The organism is Nocardia sp. NPDC056000, from assembly GCF_042269265.1.
Classification (GTDB): domain Bacteria; phylum Actinomycetota; class Actinomycetes; order Mycobacteriales; family Mycobacteriaceae; genus Nocardia.
Genome location: NZ_JBHJXS010000008.1, coordinates 289,705 through 311,778 on the forward strand (window position 1 = coordinate 289,705; position 22,074 = coordinate 311,778).

Here is a 22,074-nt window from a genome sequence, read left to right on the forward strand (position 1 = left end):
GTGCAGGGTACGGAGTTGGGTGGTTTCGGACCGGGCAGCGATCGGGCGGTGGGCAGCGGCCCCGCGCCGGAGGCTTTCGAACTCACCCCCGGGCAGCTCGGACTCTGGTACGCCCAGCTGCTCGATCCGGATGTGCCGATCAATGTCGCGCAGTACGTGGACGTACAGGGCGAACTCGATCCGGCCGCCATCGCCGAGGCCACCGGCCACACCATGCGCGAGTACCAGGCGCTGGTCACACGCCTGATCGAGGTCGACGGCCAGCCCCGGCAGATCGTCGATCCCACACTGCCGGTCCCGGTGCCGTACCTGGATATGCGCGATGCGGCCGATCCGATCGCCGCCGCCCGCGAATGGATGCACGCCGACTTCTCCGCACCCGCGGATCTGCTGCGCGACCGCCTGTTCAACGGTGCGGTGCTGCAGGTCGCGGATCACCGCTACTTCTTCTACCTGCGCTGCCACCACATCCTGCTGGACGGATTCGGCGCGCTCAACATCACTTTGCGCGTGGCCGATCGGTACAACGCGCTGATGACCGGCGGTGAACCGTCGGCCATCGATCCGGGCGATATCCCGGTGCTGGTCGAGAACGAGCAGCGGTATCGCGCCAGCGCGCAGTTCGCCGGGGATCGCGAGTACTGGGCCGATCGGGTGCTGGGCCTGGAGGCCACCACCCTGGATCGCCGCACCGCCCCGCCCGCCGCCGCCAATCTGCGGTTCGGCCGGCAGTTGCCGCAGCGGGTGCTGGATCGTGTGAACCAGGTTGCCCGCGAACGGGATTCGAAGCCCGTGGTGGTGCTGCTGGCCGCCTTCGGCGCATATCTGGCCCGGCTCACCGATCAGCGCGAAGTGGTGGTGAGCCTGCCGGTGACGGCGCGCACCGATGACTACACCCGGCGTTCAGCGGGCATGCTCTCCAATATCGTGCCGTTGCGCCTGGCCGTCGGCGATCAGGACAGCTGGGGCGCGGTACTGGCCGGGGCGCGGCAGGAATTGTCGAACGCGGTGCGCCACCAGCGGTATCGGCACGAAGACATTCGCCGGGACGCCGATCGCGACGGGCAGCAGACCCGGCGCGCGCTGTTCGGCCCGCTGGCCAATTTTATGCTCTTCGATATGGCCCTGCCGCTCGGTGCGGCGACGGCGCGCTATCACGTGCTCACCACCGGTCCGGTCGAGGATCTGAGCCTGCAGGTCTACTACGCGGACACCGATCAGCTGCACCTGGAGCTGGAGGCCAATCCGAATCTGTACGGCAGCGACGATCTGGCCCGCCATCACGCGCGCTTCACCGGTTTCCTGGAGCGGCTGCTGGAGCTGGATCCGGCGACCCCGCTCGCCGCGGTCCCGGTCATCACCGAGCTGGAACGCGAAGTGAGCCTGCGGATTTGGAATGACACCGCGCGGGACTTCGGCGCGGCGGAGCCGCCGGTCGCCGAGGACGCGACGCTGGTGTCCATGTTCGCGGCGCAGGCCGCGCGCACCCCGGACGCGGTGGCGCTGCGCTACGCCGGGGAACCGGCCGTCGAACTGACCTACGCCGAACTCGCGGGACGGGTGAATCGTCTTGCCCGGCATCTGATTTCGCTGGGCGTCGGCCCGGAGACCACGGTGGCGCTGCATCTGCGCCGTTCGGCCGAGCTGGTCACGGCGCTGTACGCCGTGCAGGCGGCGGGCGGGGCCTATGTGCCGCTGGATCCGGATCATCCGGCCGATCGCACCGCGCACATCGTGGCGACGGCGCAACCGGCCGTGGTGCTGACCAGCTCCGCCGATCGGCCCGCCGCCGAATTCGACGCACCGGTGCTGCATCTGGACGAACTCGCACTGGACGCGTACTCGGCCGCACCCCTGGATACGACGGAACTGCTTGCGCCGCTGCGTCCATCCAATACCGCCTATGTCATCTTCACCTCGGGTTCGACCGGCCTCCCCAAGGGTGTGGCGGTCACGCATCGCGGCATCGTGAACCGGCTGGCCTGGATGCAGTCCGAGTACGGTCTGACCGCCGAAGACATTGTGCTGCAGAAGACCCCGGCCACCTTCGACGTCTCGGTGTGGGAGTTCTTCTGGCCGTTGCAGATCGGCGCGACGCTGATCGTGGCGACGCCGGACGGGCATCGCGATCCCGGTTATCTGGCGGAAACCATTGTCCGCGAACGGATCACGGTCGCGCACTTCGTGCCCGCCATGCTGGCGGTGTTCCTGGGCGAGCTGGTCGCGGCGTCCGCGCGCGATATGCGGCTGCGGCTGGTCTTCGCCTCCGGTGAGGCGCTGCCCGCCGCCACCGCGCAGCGCTTGCGCGCGCTCACCGGCGCGGCGCTGCACAACCTCTACGGACCGACGGAGGCGGCGGTCGACGTCACCTTCCATGCGGTCACCGACTTGGATACCGAGGTGGTGCCGATCGGCGCGCCCGTATCCAATACCCGGCTGTACGTGCTCGATTCACGTCTGCGGCCGGTCCCCGTGGGGACCCCGGGTGAGCTGTATCTGTCGGGGGTTCAGCTCGCCCGGGGCTACGTGGCACGGCCGGGGTTGACCGCGGAACGTTTCGTCGCCGATCCCTTCACCGGGCGCGACGGTCACGGCGACGCGGGTGAATTGATGTACCGCACCGGCGATCTGGTGCGCTGGACGCCGCAGGGCGAACTGGTCTATCTGGAGCGCACCGATTTCCAGGTGAAGCTGCGCGGTCTGCGCATCGAACTGGGTGAGATCGAAACCGTGCTCGCCGCACAGGATTCCGTGCGTCAGGCGGTTGTGGTGGTGCGCGACGAACAGCTCGTCGCCTATCTGGTTCCGGCCGCCGATCGAGCGCCGGATGTGGCGGCGTTGCGCATCGCGGCCGCCGAGGCGCTGCCCTCCTATATGGTGCCGTCCGCGTACGTGGTGCTGGATGCGTTGCCGCTCAATGCTTCCGGCAAGTTGGACCGCCGGGCGCTGCCCGCGCCGGAGCCGACCGTCACCGTCTATCGCGCCCCCGTTTCGGTGGTGGAGCAGGCGATAGCGCGGGTCTTCGGCGAGGTGCTCGAGCGCGAGGGCCTGGGGCTCGACGACGATTTCTTCGCCCTGGGCGGCAACAGCCTGATCGCCACCCGGGTGGCGGCGCGCATCAGCGGTGATCTGGGCTGCCGGATCGGGGTGCGCGAGCTCTTCGGCGCGCCGACGGTGGCGACGCTGGCCGAGCTGGTGGAGCGGCAGTTCCTCGATGACGATGCCGAATTCGGCACGAGGGTGCCCGAACTCGCGGTGCGTGAGCGTCCCGAGGTGCTCCCGCTCTCGCCCGCTCAGCAGCGCATCTGGTTCATGAACCGGTTCGCCACCGGCAGCGCCGACTACAACATGCCGTTCGTGCTGCGCCTGCACGGTGAGCTGGACGCGGACGCCATGCGGGCCGCGATCGCGGATCTGGTGGCCAGGCACGAGGTGCTGCGCACCGTCTTCCCGCAGACCCCGCAGGGTCCGTGCCAGCGCGTGATTCCGGCGGCCTCGCTGTCCCCGCGCGGTGCGCTGGAGACGCTCGCTGATCAGTTGCTGACCGATGCGGTGACCGAGTTCGACGCCACCGCGACGGGTCTGATCGCGGGCACCGATCTGATCGCCGTGGTCGAGGAGATCGCGGCCGCGGATCTCGAGGCCGAATTGCTCGAGTTCGCCGCTCGCGGTTTCGATCTCGAGACCGAGATCCCTTTCCGGACCCGCCTTTTCGACATTCAGGACGAAAAGGACAGTGGCGAGGCGGATTTCGCGCTCGCCGTCGTCCTGCACCACATCGCGGCGGACGGTCTGTCGCTGCCCGTGCTGGCGCGGGATCTGGTGGCCGCGTACACCGCGCGCCTGGCCGGTCACGCGCCCGGCTGGGCCCCGCTGCCGCTGCAGTACGCGGATTACGCACTGTGGCAGCGGGAACGGCTCGGGGACGCGGCCGATCCGAATTCCCTGCTGGCGCAGCAGTTGGAGTTCTGGACGCGCACGCTGGCCGGCGCGCCGGAGCAGTTGGATCTGCCCTCGGATCGCCCGCGTCCGGCGGTGGCGAGCGGTCGCGGCGGTACCCACCATCTGGAAATACCGGCCGGTCTGCACTCTCAATTGCTGGAAACCGCTCAGGAACATGGGGTTTCGGCCTTCATGCTCATGCACGCGGTGCTCGCGGTGCTGCTCGCGCGCCTGTCCGGGGGTGATGACATCGTCATCGGCACCCCCGTCGGCGGCCGCGGCGAACGCGATCTCGACGAACTGATCGGTATGTTCGTCGGCACCCTCCCGCTGCGCACGCATATCGACACGCGCAGCACCTTCGCCGAATTGCTAGGCGCCGTACGGGAATCCGATCTGGCCGCCTTCGCGCACGCCGATGTGCCGTTCGAGCAGCTGGTCGAGACCCTGAATCCGGCGCGCTCACAAGCCCGCCATCCGGTCTTCCAGGTGACGCTGTCTTTCACCGGTACCGGGAATATCGACATCGAACTGCCCGGATTGCTTGCCATGCCGGGTACGCTGGACACCGGAGTGGCCAAGTTCGACCTATCGATCGCGGTCACCGAAAGCTTCGCCGGTGCCGGTCCCGGGGAAGGTCCGGCACCGGCGGGGATCCAGGCGGAGTTCGCTTTCGCCACGGACCTCTTCGATTCCGCCTCCATCTCCGTGCTCGCCGCGCGCTTCCTGCGCCTGCTCGAGTCCGTCACCGCCGCCCCCGCGACCGTGGTCGCCGATCTACCGCTGCTGTCCCCGCGCGAATACGCCAATCTCACCACCCGCTCCGGTGGCCCGGTCGTCGCGACCGGTTTGCTGCCCGAGGTGCTGGCCGAGGCGGCCGAGGCCGATCCGGACGATATCGCCCTGTGCGATGAGCGCCGCGCCCTCACCTACGCCGAACTCGACGCCGCCTCTTCGCGTTTGGCGCGACTGCTGATCGACCGCGGCATCGGCCCGGACGATCTGGTCGCCGTCGGCGTGCCGCGTTCCATCGAACAGGTCACCGCGGTCTGGGCGGTCATCAAATCGGGTGCGGGCTGGCTCCCGGTGGATCCCGCCTACCCGGTGGACCGCATCACCCATATGGTGACCGATTCCCGCGCGGTCCTGGGCCTGACCACGGCCGCGTCCCGGGCCGCGCTGCCGGGCCCGCTGCCCTGGCTGCTGCTGGACGATCCCGCGTTCGAGGCCGCCTGCGCCGGATTCTCGGCCGAGCAGATCACCGACGCGGACCGGCTGCGCCCGCTGCACCCGCAGCACATCGCGTACGCCATCTACACCTCCGGTTCCACGGGTCTGCCCAAGGGCGTGCTGGTCACGCATGAGGCGCTGGTGAGCCTGGCGGCCGAGCAGACCGTGCACTACTTCGGTCATCCGGGCGCGCGGGTGCTGAGTGTGGCCTCGCCGTCCTTCGATATCTCGGTTGCCGAACTGTTGCTGGCGGTGAATTCCGGGGCCACCCTGGTGATTGCGCCCGCCGGTGCGACCGTCGGTCAGGAGCTCGCGGATTTCGCTCGGGTACAGCGGGTCACGCATCTGGCCATGACGCCGTCCGCCGCCGCCTCGCTGGATCCGGCGGATCTGCCGGATGTCCAGTCGGTCGCGGTCGGCGGTGAGGCCGTACCGGCCGAACTGGTGCGCCGCTGGGTCGAGGCCGGGCGGACCATCGTCGACGCCTACGGCCCGACCGAGACCACGGTCATCGTGAATATGTCGCAGCCGCTGCGCGCGGGTGAGCCCGTGCACGTGGGCCGCCCCATCCGCGGTGTGCGCGAATGGGTGCTCGATGCCGCGCTGCAGCCGGTGCCGGTCGGCGCGATCGGCGAATTGTATGTTTCCGGAACGCAATTGGCGCGCGGCTACCACGGTCGCCCGGAGCTGACCGCGAATCGTTTCGTGGCCTGCCCGTGGGCGCCGGGCGAGCGCATGTACCGCACCGGCGATCTGGTGCGCTGGGCCGCCGACGGCTCCGTCATCTATGTGGGCCGCAACGACTCCCAGGTGAAGGTGCGCGGCTACCGCATCGAACTCGGTGAGATCGAATCCGCGCTGGCCGCGCACGAGCAGGTGCGTCAGGCCGTCGTGGTGGTGCACAGCGATGCGGTGCGCGGTGATCAGCTGGCCGCCTACCTGGTGCCCGCCGATGCCGCCGCGGGCGTGCGCACCGAGTCGGTGCGGGCGAGCCTGGCGGGCCGGTTGGCCCCGCATATGGTGCCCGCCGCCTTCACGGTCATCGCCGAACTGCCGATGACCCCCAATGGCAAGCTCAACCACAAGGCGCTGCCCGCACCGGAATTCGCGGCTCGCGAATACCGCGCCCTCACCACCTCGGCCGAGCGCCTGGTGGCCGCCGCCTTCGCCGAGGTGCTCGGCGGCAGCGCCGCCATCGGCGCGGACGACGACTTCTTCGATCTGGGCGGCAATTCCCTCATCGCCACCCGCCTGACCGCCCGCCTCGGCGCGGCCCTGGACGCCCGCGTCCCCGTGCGCCTGATCTTCGACGCCCGCACGGTCGCCGAATTGGCCGCCGCCCTCGGCGATCTCGCGGGCACCGGCGGCCGCCCGCCGCTGGTCGCGGGCGAGCGCCCCGCCACCGTGCCGCTGTCCTACGCCCAGCAGCGCATGTGGTTCCTGAACCGCTTCGACACCGCCTCGGTGGCCGATAACCTGGTCGCCGCCATCCGCCTCTCCGGCGACCTGGACCGCGAAGCCCTCGCAGCAGCCCTCGACGATGTCATCGAGCGCCACGAAACCCTGCGCACCATCTACCCCGCCACCGACGGCATCGGCCGCCAGCAGGTACTCCCGCGCACCGAAGCCGCCGTCGGCCTGCGCACCGAAGACGTCGCCGCCGCCGATCTGGATGCCCGCATCCGCGAACTGGCCCTCCAGCCCTTCGTCGTCGACAGCCGGGTTCCCCTGCGCCTCAACCTGCTTCGCACCTCCGATGACGAGCACATGCTCGTCTTCGCGGTGCATCACATTGCCGCCGACGGTCTGTCGGTCGCGCCGCTGACCTTCGATCTGATGGCCGCGTACGCCGCTCGCCGTCGCGGTGAGGTTCCGCAGTGGGCCGCGCTGCCGGTGCAGTACGCCGATTACGCGCTGTGGCAGCGGGAACTGCTCGGCGACGCCGGTGTACCGGAGTCGCTGCTGGCGCAGCAGATTTCGTTCTGGCGGGATGAACTTTCGGGGCTGGCTCCCGAGCTGTCGCTGCCCTTGGATCGGCCGCGTCCGGCCACCGCCTCCGGGCGTGGCGCGCGGTTCGAGTTCACCCTCGACGCCGGGCTGCACGAGCGGCTGCGGGAGCTCGCGGAGCGCTCGAACGCCTCGCTGTTCATGGTGGTGCACGCGGCCCTGGCCACGCTGCTGGCCAAGGTTTCGGGACAGTCGGATATCGCCATCGGCACCCCGGTCGCCGGTCGTGGTGAGCAGGCGCTGGACGGCCTGGTCGGCATGTTCGTCAACACCCTCGCCCTGCGCACCGAGGTCGCGCCGCGAAACTCGTTCGCGGAGTTGGTCTCCGCCGTCCGCGACGCCGACCTGCGCGCCTTCGCGCACGCCGACGTCCCGTTCGAGCGACTGGTCGAGGCGCTGAACCCGGTGCGCACGCAGGGTCTGCACCCGCTGTTCCAGGTGGTGCTGGACTTCCAGAACATCGCGGGCGCGGCCCTCGAGCTGGAGGGCCTGGAGGTATCGCGGCTCGATATCGATACGCACACCGCCAAATTCGACCTGCAACTCTCCATCGGCGAGCAGGCCGACGGCGGCCTGGCCGCCGTATTCACCTACGCCACCGATATTTTCGACGCCGACGGCATCGCGGCGCTGGCTCGCCGCTTCGAGCGCGTGGTCACCGCGGTCGCGAACGACGATCTGCTGCCGGTCGGCGATATCGAGGTCCTCGATGCCGATGAGCGCGAGCTGGTACTGCACGAGTGGTCGGCCACCGGCCCGGATATCGCCGAAACCGCCACGCTGGCGGATCGTTTCGCCGCCGCCGCGCTGATCGATCCGCACGCCGTCGCCGTCCGCTCGGGCGAGACCACCCTCACCTACGCTCAGCTCGACGCCCGCGCGAACCGGCTGGCCCGCCGCCTCATCGCCGCCGGTGTCGGCCCGGAATCGCTGGTGGCCGTTGCGCTTCCGCGCACCGCCGAACTCGTCGTCGCATTGCTCGCGGTGCTGAAGTCCGGTGGCGGTTACCTGCCCATCGATCCGAACTACCCGGCCGACCGCATCGAGTACGTGCTCGATGACGCCCGCCCGGTGTGCGCGCTCACCAGCGCGGCCGCGAATCTGCCCGCCGGTTGGTTCGGCGGTCCGGTGCTGGATCTCGACACCCTGGATCTGGCGGACCACTCCGACGCCCCGGTCACCGATGCCGATCGTCGCGCCACGCTGAACCCGGCGAACACCGCCTACGTCATCTACACCTCGGGTTCCACCGGCCGCCCCAAGGGCGTGCTCATCCCGCATCTGAATGTGGTTCGGCTGCTCGACAATTCGCAGCGGCACTTCGCCTTCGGCCCGTCCGACGTGTGGACCATGTTCCACTCCTACGCCTTCGACTTCTCGGTGTGGGAGCTGTGGGGCCCGCTGCTGTCCGGCGGCAGCGTCGTGGTGGTCGACTACTTCACCTCGCGTTCGCCGCAGCAGTTCCGGGAACTGCTCGCCGCCGAACGGGTTACGGTGCTCAACCAGACTCCGTCGGCGTTCTACCAGCTGATCGCCGCCGATCAGGAGCGGCAGGCCGACGATCTCGCACTGCGCGTGGTGATCTTCGGTGGCGAGGCCCTGGAGCCGCAGCGGCTGCGCGAGTGGTTCGCCCGCCATCCGCAGGCCCCGGCGCTGGTGAACATGTACGGCATCACCGAGACCACGGTGCACGTGTCGTACCGCCCCATCACCCCGGACACCGGTTCGGCCAGTGTGATCGGCGGTGCGCTGCCGGGCCTGGTTGTGCGCGTGCTGGATTCGCGCCTGCGCCCGGTTGCGCCGGGTGTGCCCGGTGAGGTCTACGTCTCCGGCGGGCAGCTCGCGCGCGGTTATCTGTCGCGTCCCTCGCTGTCGGCGGCCCGCTTCGTCGCGGATCCGTTCGGTCCCGCCGGTAGCTCCGCCTACCGCACCGGCGACCTGGCCCGCTGGACCGCGACCGGTGAACTGGAATACCTGGGTCGCGCCGATCAGCAGGTCAACCTGCGCGGATTCCGCGTGGAACTCGGCGAGATCGAGGCCGCGCTGCTCGCTGAGCGCGGTGTGCGCGAGGCCGCCGTGGTGGTCCGGCACGACGATATCGTCGCCGAGGACCGCCTGGTCGGCTACGTGGTTGCCGAGGCGACCGTGGACACCGCCGTGCTCCGGCAGGCGATCGCCCGTCGTTTGCCCGAGCATATGGTGCCTTCCGCCATCGTGGTGATCGATCGAATTCCGCTGACGGTCAATGGAAAACTGGATCGCGCCGCTCTGCCAGCCCCGACTTTCGAGGGTGCGGCGTACCGGGAGCCCGGTACGCCCGCCGAGATCGCGGTGGCCGGTGTGTTCGCCGAACTGCTCGGTCTCGAGCGGGTCGGCGTCGACGATGATTTCTTCGCGCTCGGCGGCAGTTCGCTGCTGGCGGCGCGCGCGGTCGCCCGCATCGGCGTGGCCCTGGATTGCGAGATCCCGGTGCGCGCACTGTTCGAAACCCGCAGTGTGGCAGCGCTGGCCGAGTACGCGCATGAACGCTCCGGCGCCGGCGCGCGCACGCCGCTGCTGCCGCGCATGCGCCCGGAGCGGTTGCCGCTGGCCCTGGCGCAGCAGCGCATGTGGTTCCTGAACCGGTACTGGGCGGCGGAGGAAACCGCCGGACCCGGTGCGGCGGCGGACAATATCCCTCTGGTCATCCGGTTCTCCGGACAGCTGGACACGGTCGCGCTGTCGGGTGCGCTCGCCGATCTGGTGGCGCGGCACGAAACCCTGCGCACCGTGTACCCGGACGGGGTGGAAGGTCCCGAACAGGTGATTCTGCCTGTCGCGCAGAGCGTTCCGGCGGTCGTCGCCGAGCAGCTCGACGAATCCGAACTGGATGCCCGCCTGGTCGCCGCCGCCACCCACGCGTTCGACCTGACCTCCGAAACCCCCGTGCGCGCTGAGCTTTTCCGGCTGTCGGGCACCGAACACGTACTGGCCCTTGTCCTGCACCACATCAGCGCAGACGGTTTCTCGCTCGGCCCGCTGGCACAGGATCTGATGGCGGCGTACATCGCCCGCCACACCGGTCAGGTCCCGGCCTGGCAGCCGCTGCCCGTGCAGTACGCGGATTACACGCTGTGGCAGTCCGAGGTGCTCGGTGCGGACACCGATCCGGAGTCCGAGGCCGCGCGTCAGCTGAACTACTGGCGCACCCGCCTGGCCGGGCTGCCCGATCAGCTGGACCTGCCCGCCGATCGCCCGCGCCCCGCGGTGTCGACCCAGCGCGGCGGCACGCACCACTTCACCGTGGACGCGGGCCTGCACGGTGACCTCGCGGCGCTGGCGCTGAAGCTGGACACCACCATGTTCAGCACCGTGCACGCGGCGCTGGCGGTCCTGCTGTCCCGGCTGTCCGGCGCCACCGATATCGCCATCGGCACCCCGGTGGCCGGACGTGGTGAACAGGCCCTGGACGGCCTGATCGGCATGTTCGTCAACACCCTGGTGCTGCGCACCGAGATCGATCCGCGCACCGGGTTCGACACCCTGCTCGGTCAGGTCCGCGGTGGTGATATCGCGGCCCTGTCGCACACCGACATCCCGTTCGAACGCGTCGTGGAGGCGCTCGCCCCCGCCCGCGCCCAGAACCGGCACCCGCTGTTCCAGGTGCTGCTGACCTTCCAGAATTTCCCGCTGCCCACCCTGGAACTGCCCGGTCTGCGCGTGCACCCCGCCCAGATCGAGTCGGGCATCGCCAAATTCGACCTCCAGTTCACGGTGACCGAATCCTTCGCCGCCGAGGGCCGCACCGGCGGCATGGATATCGAGATCACCTACGCCACCGACCTTTTCGACGCCGACAGCATCGCCCTGCTGGCCCGCCGCTTCGAACAGGTGCTGGAGACGGTCGCCTCCGACCGCATGATCGCTGTCGGCGATATCGACCTGCTGCGCGCCGACGAGCGCCGCCGCGTCCTCACCGAGTGGAACGCCACCGCCCGCGACATCACCACCATGCTGCCGCTGAACAGCGGAGCGGCGGCGGAAGGTGTTTCCGCCGACGCGCGGCGCGCCGCCACGAACTTGGTCGCACTGTTCGAGGCGCAGGTGTTGGCCACCCCCGAGGCGACCGCGGTCATCTTCGAGGGTGACACCGAGGCTCGCGTGGAACTGTCCTATGCCGAGTTCGCCGCCCGGGTGCATCGCCTCGCCCGGCACCTGATCGCCCAGGGCATCGGCGCGGAAGCGACTGTCGCCCTGGCGATTCGCCGCTCGGTCGACCTGGTGATCGCCATGTACGCGGTGCTCGAGGCCGGTGCGGCCTACGTTCCGCTGGATCCGGATCAGCCCGCCGATCGCATCGACTACGTCCTGGATACGGCGCGCCCCGCCGCCATCCTGACCACCGGTCGCGATGCCGTCGCAACCGCCAGCGGTGCCCTGCTGGTGGAGGTCGACACCCTCGACCTCGCCGAGTACTCCGCCGCGCCGATCACCGATGCCGAACGCGGACAGGCGATCAGCCCGTCGCACACCGCGTACGTCATCTTCACCTCCGGTTCGACCGGTCGCCCCAAGGGTGTCGCGGTGGAGCACGGCGCGATCGTGAACCGCCTGCTGTGGATGCAGCACGAGTACCCGATCGACGCGAATGACGCTGTGCTGCAAAAGACCCCGGCAACGTTCGATGTGTCGGTGTGGGAGTTCTTCTGGCCCTTGCAGACCGGCGCGCGTCTGGTCGTCGCCAAGCCGGACGGCCACCGCGATCCGGCCTACCTCGCCCGGGTGATCGCTGAAGAAGGCATCACCACGGCGCATTTCGTGCCGTCCATGCTGGCACTGTTCGTTGCGGAACTCGGCGACGCCGCTGCCTCCACGATCGGCGATACCGCTGGTACGGCTCTGCGCCAGGTGTTCGCGTCCGGTGAGGCGCTGCCCGTCACCATCGCGCAGCAGTTGCGCGAGCTGACCGGTGCCCGCCTGCACAACCTGTACGGCCCCACCGAAGCCGCCGTCGACGTCACCTACCACGAGGTCGTCGACGCCGACACGCTGTCGGTGCCGATCGGCCGCCCGGTGTGGAACACCCGCACCTACGTGCTCGATGCCCGCCTGAACCCGGTCGCCCCGGGTGTCGCCGGTGAGCTGTACCTCGCGGGTGATCAGCTCGCTCGCGGGTACCTGGGCCGCCCGGACCTGTCCGCGGATCGTTTCGTGGCCAACCCCTTCGGCACCTCCGAGCGCATGTACCGCACCGGCGACCTGGTGAAGTGGAACGCCGAAGGCGAGATCGAATACCTCGGCCGCACCGATTTCCAGGTGAAGCTGCGCGGTCTGCGCATCGAGCTTGGCGAGATCGAATCCGCGCTCATCACACAGGATTCCATCGCTCAAGCCGTGGTCGTGGTCCGCTCCGACGACCGCCTCGGTGACCAGCTGGTCGCCTATCTGGTCCCCGCGATCTCCGCCGCCCCCGTCGCGAATATCGCGAACGCCCCGGAAAGCGCCACGACCGCGAGCACAGGAATCGCGGACACCGCCGCGAACACTCGCGGCGCGGGTGCCGCTGACAGCGCGCAGGTTCCGGCGACCGCCGCCGATCGCGTACAGCTGGATCAGATCCGCTCCGCACTCGCGGCCGCATTGCCCGGCTACATGGTCCCGGCCGCCTTCGTGGTGCTGGACGCGTTCCCGCTCAATGCCTCCGGCAAGCTGGATCGCAAGGCGCTGCCCGCGCCGGTGTTCGAGGCCAAGGTGTTCCGGGCTCCGTCCACACCGGTGGAGGAGATCGTGGCCGGGGTGTTCGCCGATCTGCTCGGCAGTGAGCGCGTCGGCGTGGACGACGACTTCTTCGAACTGGGCGGCAGTTCACTGCTGGCCGCGAAGGCGGTCGCGCGGATCGGGCAGGCGCTCGGCACCACCGTCGGTGTGCGGGCGATGTTCGAGGCGTCCGCCGTCGGCACGCTGGCGGCCCGCGTCGAGGTCGCGCCGCAGGGTGTTTCGCGTCCCGCGCTGGTGGCGGGGGAGCGGCCCGACAGTCTGCCGCTCTCGCCCGCACAGCAGCGCATGTGGTTCCTGAACCGCTTCGACGGCAGCTCGACCGCGTACACGATTCCGCTGGCGCTGCGCCTGCGCGGCGATCTGGATATCGCCGTCATGCGCGCGGCCGTGGCCGAACTCGTGGAGCGGCACGAGACGCTGCGCACCGTCTATCCGGAGACCGCCGCCGGACCGGTGCAGGTGGTGCTGTCCGCCGAACAGGCCGCACAGCCGCTGGATGTCATCGACTGCACCGCAGCCGAATTGCCGCGGCGCATGCTGGAACTCGCCGGAACCGAATTCGATGTCACCACTGCGGTTCCGGTGCGGTTCGCACTGTTCCGGATCACCGACGCGGTCGGCCCGGAATACGTGTTCGCCGGTGCGCTGCACCATATTTCGGCCGACGGCTCCTCGCTGGTGCCGTTCGTGCGCGATCTCATGCACGCCTATGACGCACACCTGGCCGGTGCCGCCCCGGCGTGGTCGCCGCTGGCGGCGCAGTACGCCGATTACGCGCTGTGGCAGCGCGCGCTGCTCGGTGCCGAGAGCGATGCGGAATCGATTGCGGCACAGCAGCTCACCTTCTGGCGCGCGACCCTCGCCGGTCTGCCGGATCAGCTGGATCTGCCCGCCGATTTCCCGCGCCCGGCACGGCAGAGCCTGCGCGGTAAGCGCATCGCGTTCGGTGTGGACGCCCAGCTGCACGCCGAGCTGACCCAGGTGGGCCGCCGGCACGGCGCGACCCTGTTCATGGTGGTGCACGCCGCGTTCTCGGCCCTGCTGGCCCGGTTGTCCGGTACCGCCGATATCACCGTCGGCACCCCGATCGCCGGTCGTGGCGAGGCCGCCCTGGACGACATCATCGGCATGTTCGTGAACACCCTGGCGCTGCGCACCGAAATCGATGCGGCGGAACCGTTCTCGGCGCTGCTCGGCCGGGTGCGCACCGCCGATATCGCCGCCTTCACGCACGCCGACGTCCCGTTCGAGCGTCTGGTGGAGGTGCTCAACCCGCAGCGCTCCACCGCCCGGCATCCGCTGTTCCAGGTCGGCTTCTCCTTCCAGAACCATGAGCGCGCCGCCCTGGAGCTGCCCGGTCTGACGGTCTCGGAGGTCGAATTCGACAATGAGATCGCCCAGTTCGACCTGCACCTGTTCGCGGTCGACCACTACGGCGACGCCGGTGTGCCCGCCGGGGTCGAGCTGACCCTGGGCTATGCCACCGATCTGTTCACCGAGGCCACCGCGCTGCGCTTCGCCGCCGCCCTGCGGCGGGTGATGGAAACCGTTGCGGCCGAACCGGACAGCATTGTCGGCTCGATCGATCTGCTCGGCGCGAACCTGCGCGAGCGGGTGCTCACGGAGTGGAATGCCACCGCGCACGCGGTCGCTCCGGTCACCCTGGTGGATCTGGTCGACGCCCAGGCCGCCGCTACCCCGGATGCGGTCGCGCTGCTCAGCGCGGATGGCGAAATCGCGCTGAGCTACGCCGAATTCGATGCTCGGGTGAACCGCCTGGCCCGTCGCCTGATCGCCGATGGCGTGGGTCCGGAGCAGACGGTGGTGCTGGCCATGCGCCGCTCCGTCGAGCTGGTGATCGCCATGTACGCGGTGGTCAAGTCCGGTGCGGCGTACGTGCCGATCGATCCGGACCACCCGGCCGATCGCATCGCCTACATCGTCGAGACCGCCGCTCCCGCAGCGGTTCTCACCACTGCCGCCGACGGCGTCCCGTTCGAGACGGTGCTCCCGGTGCACGAGGTGGATCGCCTCGACACCGCAGCGTTCTCGTCCGCGCCGATCGCCGATGGTGAGCGGGTGCGCCCGCTGCGCCCGCACAATCCCGCCTACCTGATCTTCACCTCCGGCTCCACCGGCAAGCCCAAGGGCGTCTCCCTCCCGCACGCCGCCATCGCGAACCAATTGCATTGGCTGCGTGACACTTTCGCCCTGGGCGCGCGGGATCGCGCACTGCTCAAGACCCCCGCCACCTTCGATCTGTCGGTGTGGGAGTTCTGGTCGCCGCTGACCACCGGCGGCAGCCTGGTTGTCACCGCCCCCGGTGACGAGCGCGATCCGGACCGCCTGCGGGAACTGCTGGACACGCACGCCGTCACCGTCCTGCACCCGGTCCCGTCCCTGCTCGGCATGCTGCTCACCACCGGCCCCCTCCCGGCTTCGGTGCGCACGGTGCTGGCCATCGGCGAGGCACTGCCCGTCGCCACCGCCGCCGAGTTCCTGCGGCTGCACGCCTCGGGTTCGGCGCGCCTGTTCAACCTGTACGGCCCGACCGAAGCCGCCGTGTCCATCACCGCGTTCGAGGTGTCGGAGCAGCCCGAGCAGGTCGTTCCGATCGGCGCTCCGGCCTGGAACAGCGGTGCGTACGTACTGGATTCGCGTTTGCAGCCGGTGCTGATCGGCGTCCCCGGCGAGCTCTACCTCTCCGGTGCGCAGCTGGCGCGCGGCTACCACGGCCGCCCCGGGCTGACCGCGGATCGCTTCGTGGCCAACCCGTTCGGCGCGGGCCGCCTGTACCGCACCGGCGATATCGTCCGCCGCCGTGCCGATGGCGCACTGGAATACGTCGATCGCGCCGATTTCCAGGTGAAGATCGGCGGCTTCCGCATCGAGCTCGGCGAGGTCGAGACGACGCTGCGCCGGCAGGACGGGGTGACCGCCGCGGTGGCGGTGGCCCGCGATGACAGTGGCAATGGAGCCAGGCTGGTCGCCTATGCGGCCGTGCCGGGTGCCGACCCGGCCCGCTACGACGAGGTGGCGGCCGGGTTGCGCACCGCGCTCGCGGCCGAACTACCGCACTACATGGTCCCGGCCGCCCTGGTGGTGCTGAACGCATTGCCGCTCAACGCCAATGGCAAGGTCGACCGGGCGCGCCTGCCCGAACCGGTCTTCACCGCCGCCGCCTACCGCGCCCCGGTATCGCGGATCGAGCGTCTGGTCGCGGCCGCGTTCACCGAGGTCATCGGTCTCGCCGTGACCGAGGCGACCCCGGAGTCCGATGCCGCCATCGGCCTCGACGCCGATTTCTTCGCCCTGGGCGGTAATTCGCTCATGGCGACCCGGCTCGCGGCCCGCCTGGGCGCGGATCTGGGTGTGCGGGTGCCGGTCGCGGCGGTGTTCGAAGCGCCGACCGTATCGGCACTGGCCGAGCGGCTGGCCGCGATCGATCCGTCGGACACCCGGACCGCCCTGGTCCGCCGGACCGGTACCGGACCGGCTCCGCTGTCGCTGGCACAGCAGCGCATGTGGGTGGTGAACCAGCTCGACCCCGCTTCGGGTGCGTACAACGTGCCCGCCGCGATTCGCCTTACCGGCACGCTGAATCACGCCGCACTTGCCGCCGCCCTGCGGGATCTGGTGCAGCGCCACGAGATCCTGCGCACCCGCTACCCCAGGCTGGACAGCGGTGAGGTCCAGCAGGTACTGGCCGTCGACGACGTGCACTTCGACCTGACCCCGATCCCGTTGTCCGCCAACGGTATCGACGATCGCATCGCCGAAATCGTCGCGGCCGGTTTCGATGTCACGATCGCCCCGCCGGTGCGCATCGCGCTGCTGTCGGTATCGGCGAGCGATCACGTGCTGGTCGTGGTCATGCACCACATCAGCACCGACGGCTACTCGGTCGCACCGATGGCGCGAGACCTGGTGTCGGCGTACACGAGTCGACTCGGCGGTGCCGCCCCGTCCTGGGCTCCGCTGGCCATCCAGTACGGCGATTACAGCGACTGGCAGCGCACCGTGCTCGGCGCCGAGGCCGACGCGGACAGCCTGCTCAACGCCCAGCTCGGCTTCTGGCGCACCGAATTGGCCGGTCTCCCGGAGCAGCTCCCGCTGCCCACCGACCGCCCGCGTCCGGCTCGCCGCGAAATGCGCGGTGACACGGTCGATTTCGAGATCTCCGCCGATCTCACCGAGCGCCTGTCCACGCTGGCCCGCGAACACAACGCCACCCTGTTCGGCGTACTGCACGGTGCCTTCGCGGTGCTGCTGTCGAAGCTGTCGGGCCTGAGCGATATCGCCGTCGGCACCCCGGTCGCCGGTCGCGGTGAACGCGCCCTGGACGACCTGATCGGCATGTTCGTCAACACCGTGGTGCTGCGCGCCGAGGTGGACACCCGAGCGCCGTTCACCGATCTGCTGCGGCAGGTCCGGGATCGCGATCTGGCCGCCCTGGCCCAGGCCGACGCCCCGTTCGAGCGCGTGGTGGAGGCGGTGCTGGCCGCGTCCGGCCGCGCCCGATCCACCGCGTACACCCCGCTCTTCCAGGTCATGTTCACCTACCAGAACATGAACACCGGCACGGTCGCACTGCCCGGCCTGGATGTCGAGGTGCTGGAACCGCGCTTGGCCGAGGCCAAGTTCGACCTCCAGCTCACCGCGCTGGAGCAGTACGACCCGCGCGGCCGCGTCACCGGATTGCGCATGCAATTCGCCTACGCGACCGATATTTTCGACGCCGCCACCATTCGCCTGCTGGCGGAGCGGCTGCTGGGCGTGCTCACCGCGATCGCCGCGAATCCCGCGATCACGGTGCGCGCCATCGATATTCGTACCGAATCGGAGCGGCCTCGCAGCGGCAACTCCGGTCCGGCGTCCACCCCGGTGCCGTCGCGTGCGACGGCCGGGGCGGAGCGGACACCCGCCGAGGTGCCCGCGGCCGAGCTCCCGGCGCTCATCGCAGCCGCCGCCGAGCTCGCTCCCGACGCTGTCGCCGTCACGCACGGCGCGCACAGCGTCACCTACCGCGATCTGGCCACCAAGATCGCCGCCGTCGCCCGGGCCATGGGCGCCGCGGCGAAGCCGGAGGCCCTGGTGAATATCGCGCTCGCCGGTTTGGTGCCCGGCATCCTGGCCGCCCTCGGTGCGGGTGGCCTGTCCCAAGTCCTGCACACGCTTTCGGGCGCGGCGCAGGCGCTGGTTCAGTCAGAAGGAGACCTCTGATGTCTCGTGTGGAGTCGGTCGCCCTCAACCGGTTCGGTAACCATGCGGCGCTGCGTAGCGCCTACGGCGCCGCGGACCTGCCGAATCTGATCGAAACGGTGGCAGCCCTGGACCCGGATCGCATAGCGGTCCGGCACGGGGATCTCACCGTCGCCTACGGCCCGCTCGCGGCCGAACTGGGTGCGCTGGCCGAGGCCATGGGCGGCGCACTGGAACCCGAGGCACTGGTCCAGGTCGTCATCTCGGGTCAATTGCCGGCGCTCATGGAGGGGGAGGAGGGCGCGCTCACCGCCGTCCTGGACGACCTGCTCGATGACGCCGTCGAGGCCGCGGCCGCCGTGCTCACCCCGCACCTGGCCCCGGTCGAAACCCTCGCGACGCTGTTCGAGGAGCAGGTGCGCCGCACCCCCGACGCGGTGGCGCTGCAATTCGGCGGCGAAAGCCTGACCTACGCCGAATTCGACGCCCGCGCCGACACTCTGGCCCGCCGTCTGATCGCCTCGGGCGTCGGCCCGGATGTGCTGGTGGGCCTGGCCGTGCGGCGTTCGTTCGAACTGCTGGTCGGCATGTACGCGATCATCAAGGCCGGTGGCGCGTACGTGCCGCTGGATCCGGATCATCCGGCCGAGCGCCTGTCGTATGTGTTGTCGGTCGCGAATCCCGCCGTGGTGCTGACCACCACGGCCGATGAACCGGATTTCGAGACCGCCGTCCCGGTGCTGCGCATCGACGAGTTCGAGCGCACGGTCACCACCTCGGCGCTGTCGCCCAGCGCGGATCCCGAGGTGCCGCAGGCGATGGCGGACAATATCGCCTACGTCATCTTCACCTCCGGTTCCACCGGCCGCCCCAAGGGCGTTGCGGTCTCGCATCGCGCGATCGTGGCGAATCTGCGCTGGCGGCAGCGCATGTACCGGCTGCACGGCGATGACGCGGTCTTGCAGAAGACCCCCTTCACCTTCGACGTATCGGTGTGGGAGTTCTTCTGGCCCTTGCAGATCGGCGCGCGCCTGGTGATCGCGGAGCCGGACGGGCATCGTGATCCGGCCTATCTGCTGCGCACCATCGCTGACTACGGCATCTCCATCGCGCATTTCGTGCCGTCCATGCTGTCGGTGTTCGTGGCCGAGGCCGCGCACGAGGGCGTATCCGATTCGCTGCGCGCGGTTTTCGCCTCCGGTGAGGCGCTGCCCGCCGCCACCGCGGCCGGATTCCGCGATGTCAGCGGTGCGACGCTGCACAATCTGTACGGCCCCACCGAGGCCGCGGTCGACGTGACCGCGCACGAGGTGACCGCCGCCGACACCGTGCAGGTGCCGATCGGCGCGGCCGCCGACGACACCGATCTGCTGGTGCTGGACGAGAACCTGCGCCCGGTCCCGATCGGCGTGGTCGGCGAGCTCTACCTGGCCGGTGTGCAGCTGGCACGCGGCTACGTGGCGCGCACCGGCCTGACCTCCGAGCGCTTCGTCGCCAATCCCGAAGGCGCGCCCGGTGATCGCATGTACCGCACCGGTGACCTGGTGCGCTGGCAGCCCGCCGTGGACGGCGGCCCGAATGAACTGGAATACCTGGGCCGCACCGATTTCCAGGTGAAGCTGCGCGGTCTGCGCATCGAACTCGGCGAGGTGGAGGCCGCGCTGCTGAGCCATCAGCAGGTGGCGCAGGCGGCGGTGCTGCTGCACCACACCGCGACCGGTGATCATCTGATCGGCTACGTGGTGCCCGCCGCGGCCGAACTGGATACCGCCGCGGTGCTGGCGGCGGCGCGGGATCGACTGCCCGAGTACATGGTTCCGGCCGTGCTCATGGCGCTGCCGGAATTCCCGCTCAACCCGAACGGCAAGCTGGACCGGCGCGCGCTGCCGGAGCCCGAATTCACCGATGCCGCGGTCGAATTCCGGGCGCCGGAGACCACCGCCGAGCTGGCGGTGGCGGCCATCTTCGCGGATCTGCTCGGTACCGACCGGGTCGGCGCGGATGACGATTTCTTCGCCCTGGGCGGTAATTCGCTCATCGCCACCCGGGCCATCGCCCGGGTCGGCGAGGCGCTGCGCATCACCCTGGATGTGCGCGATTTCTTCGAGCGCCCGACCGTCGCCGCGCTCGCCCTGCTCGCCGATGATCCCGCCGCCCAGCTGGATTCGGACGCCGAACTGATCGGCCCGGCCGAATTCGACGCCGATCGCCCCGTGCTCGCGGCGGCGGAGCGGCCCGCCCTGGTGCCGCTCTCGCCCGCACAGCAGCGCATGTGGTTCCTGAATCGCCTCGCGCACGACGAATCCGCAACGCCCGCCGACGGTTTCGACGCGGCGGCGGTCGACAATGTGATAGTCGCGCTGCGCCTGCGCGGTGATCTGGACACGGCCGCGCTCACCGCCGCGGTCACCGATCTGATCGCCCGCCACGAGGTGCTGCGCACCTCCTATCCGCAGACCCCCGCCGGTCCGATCCAGCTCGTGCACGCCGCACCGCTCGGCCCGATCTCGGCCGGGCATCCGATCGCCGCCGAGCTGACCCCGGCCGATACCACCGAGGGTGAGCTGCGCGCCGCCATCGAGGCCGAGGCGAAGCGCGGATTCGATGTGGCGGCACAGGTTCCGCTGCGCCTGCGCCTGCTGCGCGCCGATGCCACCGATCACACGCTGGTACTGGTGGTGCACCATATCGCCGCCGACGGCGTCTCCATGGCCCCGCTGGTGCGCGATCTGGTCGAGGCGTACACCGCGCGCCGGGCCGGGGAACGGCCGGACTGGGCTCCCCTGGAGATCCAGTACGCGGATTACGCCCTGTGGCAGCAGCGCCTGCTGGGCGATGACGCCGACTCGGAATCGCTTGCCGCGCGCCAGCTCTCGTTCTGGACCCGGGAATTGGCCGAATTGCCCGCGCAATTGGATCTGCCCGCCGATCGCCCGCGCCCCACGGTCTCCGGATATCGCGGCGCGACAGTCGGTTTCGCACTCGACGCCGATTTGCGCACCGCCGTGGACGCGCTCGCCGCCCAGGCCCGGGCCACCCCGTTCATGGTGCTGCACGCCGCGCTGGCCGCCCTGCTGGCGCGGTTGTCCGGCACCACCGATATCGCCATCGGCACCGCCGTCGCGGGTCGCGGCGAACGCGCCCTGGACGATCTGGTCGGCATGTTCGTCAATACGCTGGTGCTGCGCACCGAGGTGCGCGGCGAACTGTCCTTCGCCGACCTGGTCTCGGTTGCCCGCGAACGTGATCTGCGCGCGTTCGCGCACCGCGATGTGCCGTTCGAGCGCCTGGTCGAGGTGCTCAATCCGGCCCGCGCCCGCAATCGCCATCCGCTGTTCCAGGTCGCCCTGGTCTTCCAGAACCTGGGCGTCTCCACCCCCGAACTTCCCGGGGTGGACACCGAAACCGTCGAATTCGACGCCGGTTTCGCCAAATTCGACCTGCAACTGACCGTCGCCGAGGACGGCGAGGGCTATCGCGCCGAATTCAACTACGCCACAGAACTGTTCGACGCGCCCACCGTCGAGGAGTTCGCCGCCAAATTCACCCGCCTGCTGACCGCCGCCACCGCCGCGCCCGAGCGCGCGATCGGCGATCTCGAACTGCTGGACGCCGGTGAACTCGACTATGTCGTCGACTCCTGGAACGCCACCGGCCACAAGGTCCCGGATCTGTTCCTGCACGCCGGTTTCGACGCCCAGGCGCAGCGCACCCCCGCGGCGCGCGCCCTGGTATTCGGCACGACCGAGCTGACCTACGCCGATCTCGACGAGCGCGCCAATCGACTGGCTCGCCTGCTCATCGAATCCGGTGTCGGTCCCGAATCCCTGGTCGTGCTGGCCATGGGCCGTTCGGTGGAGCTCATCTTCGCCATGTACGCGGTACTGCGCGCCGGTGGCGCGTACGTCCCCGTCGACCCCTCGCATCCGATCGAGC

General features: G+C 69.8%; 2 protein-coding genes (1 of these 2 only partly in view). Both read left to right on the forward strand.

The window, feature by feature from the left end:
* Positions 1-18,159 carry a non-ribosomal peptide synthase/polyketide synthase gene (locus tag ACFC4D_RS24750; protein WP_376066854.1) on the forward strand — a complete coding sequence of 6,053 codons (18,159 nt, stop codon included), beginning with the start codon at positions 1-3 and terminating at the stop codon, positions 18,157-18,159.
* Positions 18,159-22,074 carry the 5' end (the start) of a non-ribosomal peptide synthase/polyketide synthase gene (locus tag ACFC4D_RS24755; protein WP_376066857.1) on the forward strand. Its footprint extends 24,725 nt past the window's final position, so 3,916 of the gene's 28,641 nt are visible here — the first part of the coding sequence; its start codon is at positions 18,159-18,161; its stop codon lies off the right edge, out of view. Before ACFC4D_RS24750 ends, ACFC4D_RS24755 begins: the two co-directional genes overlap by 1 nt.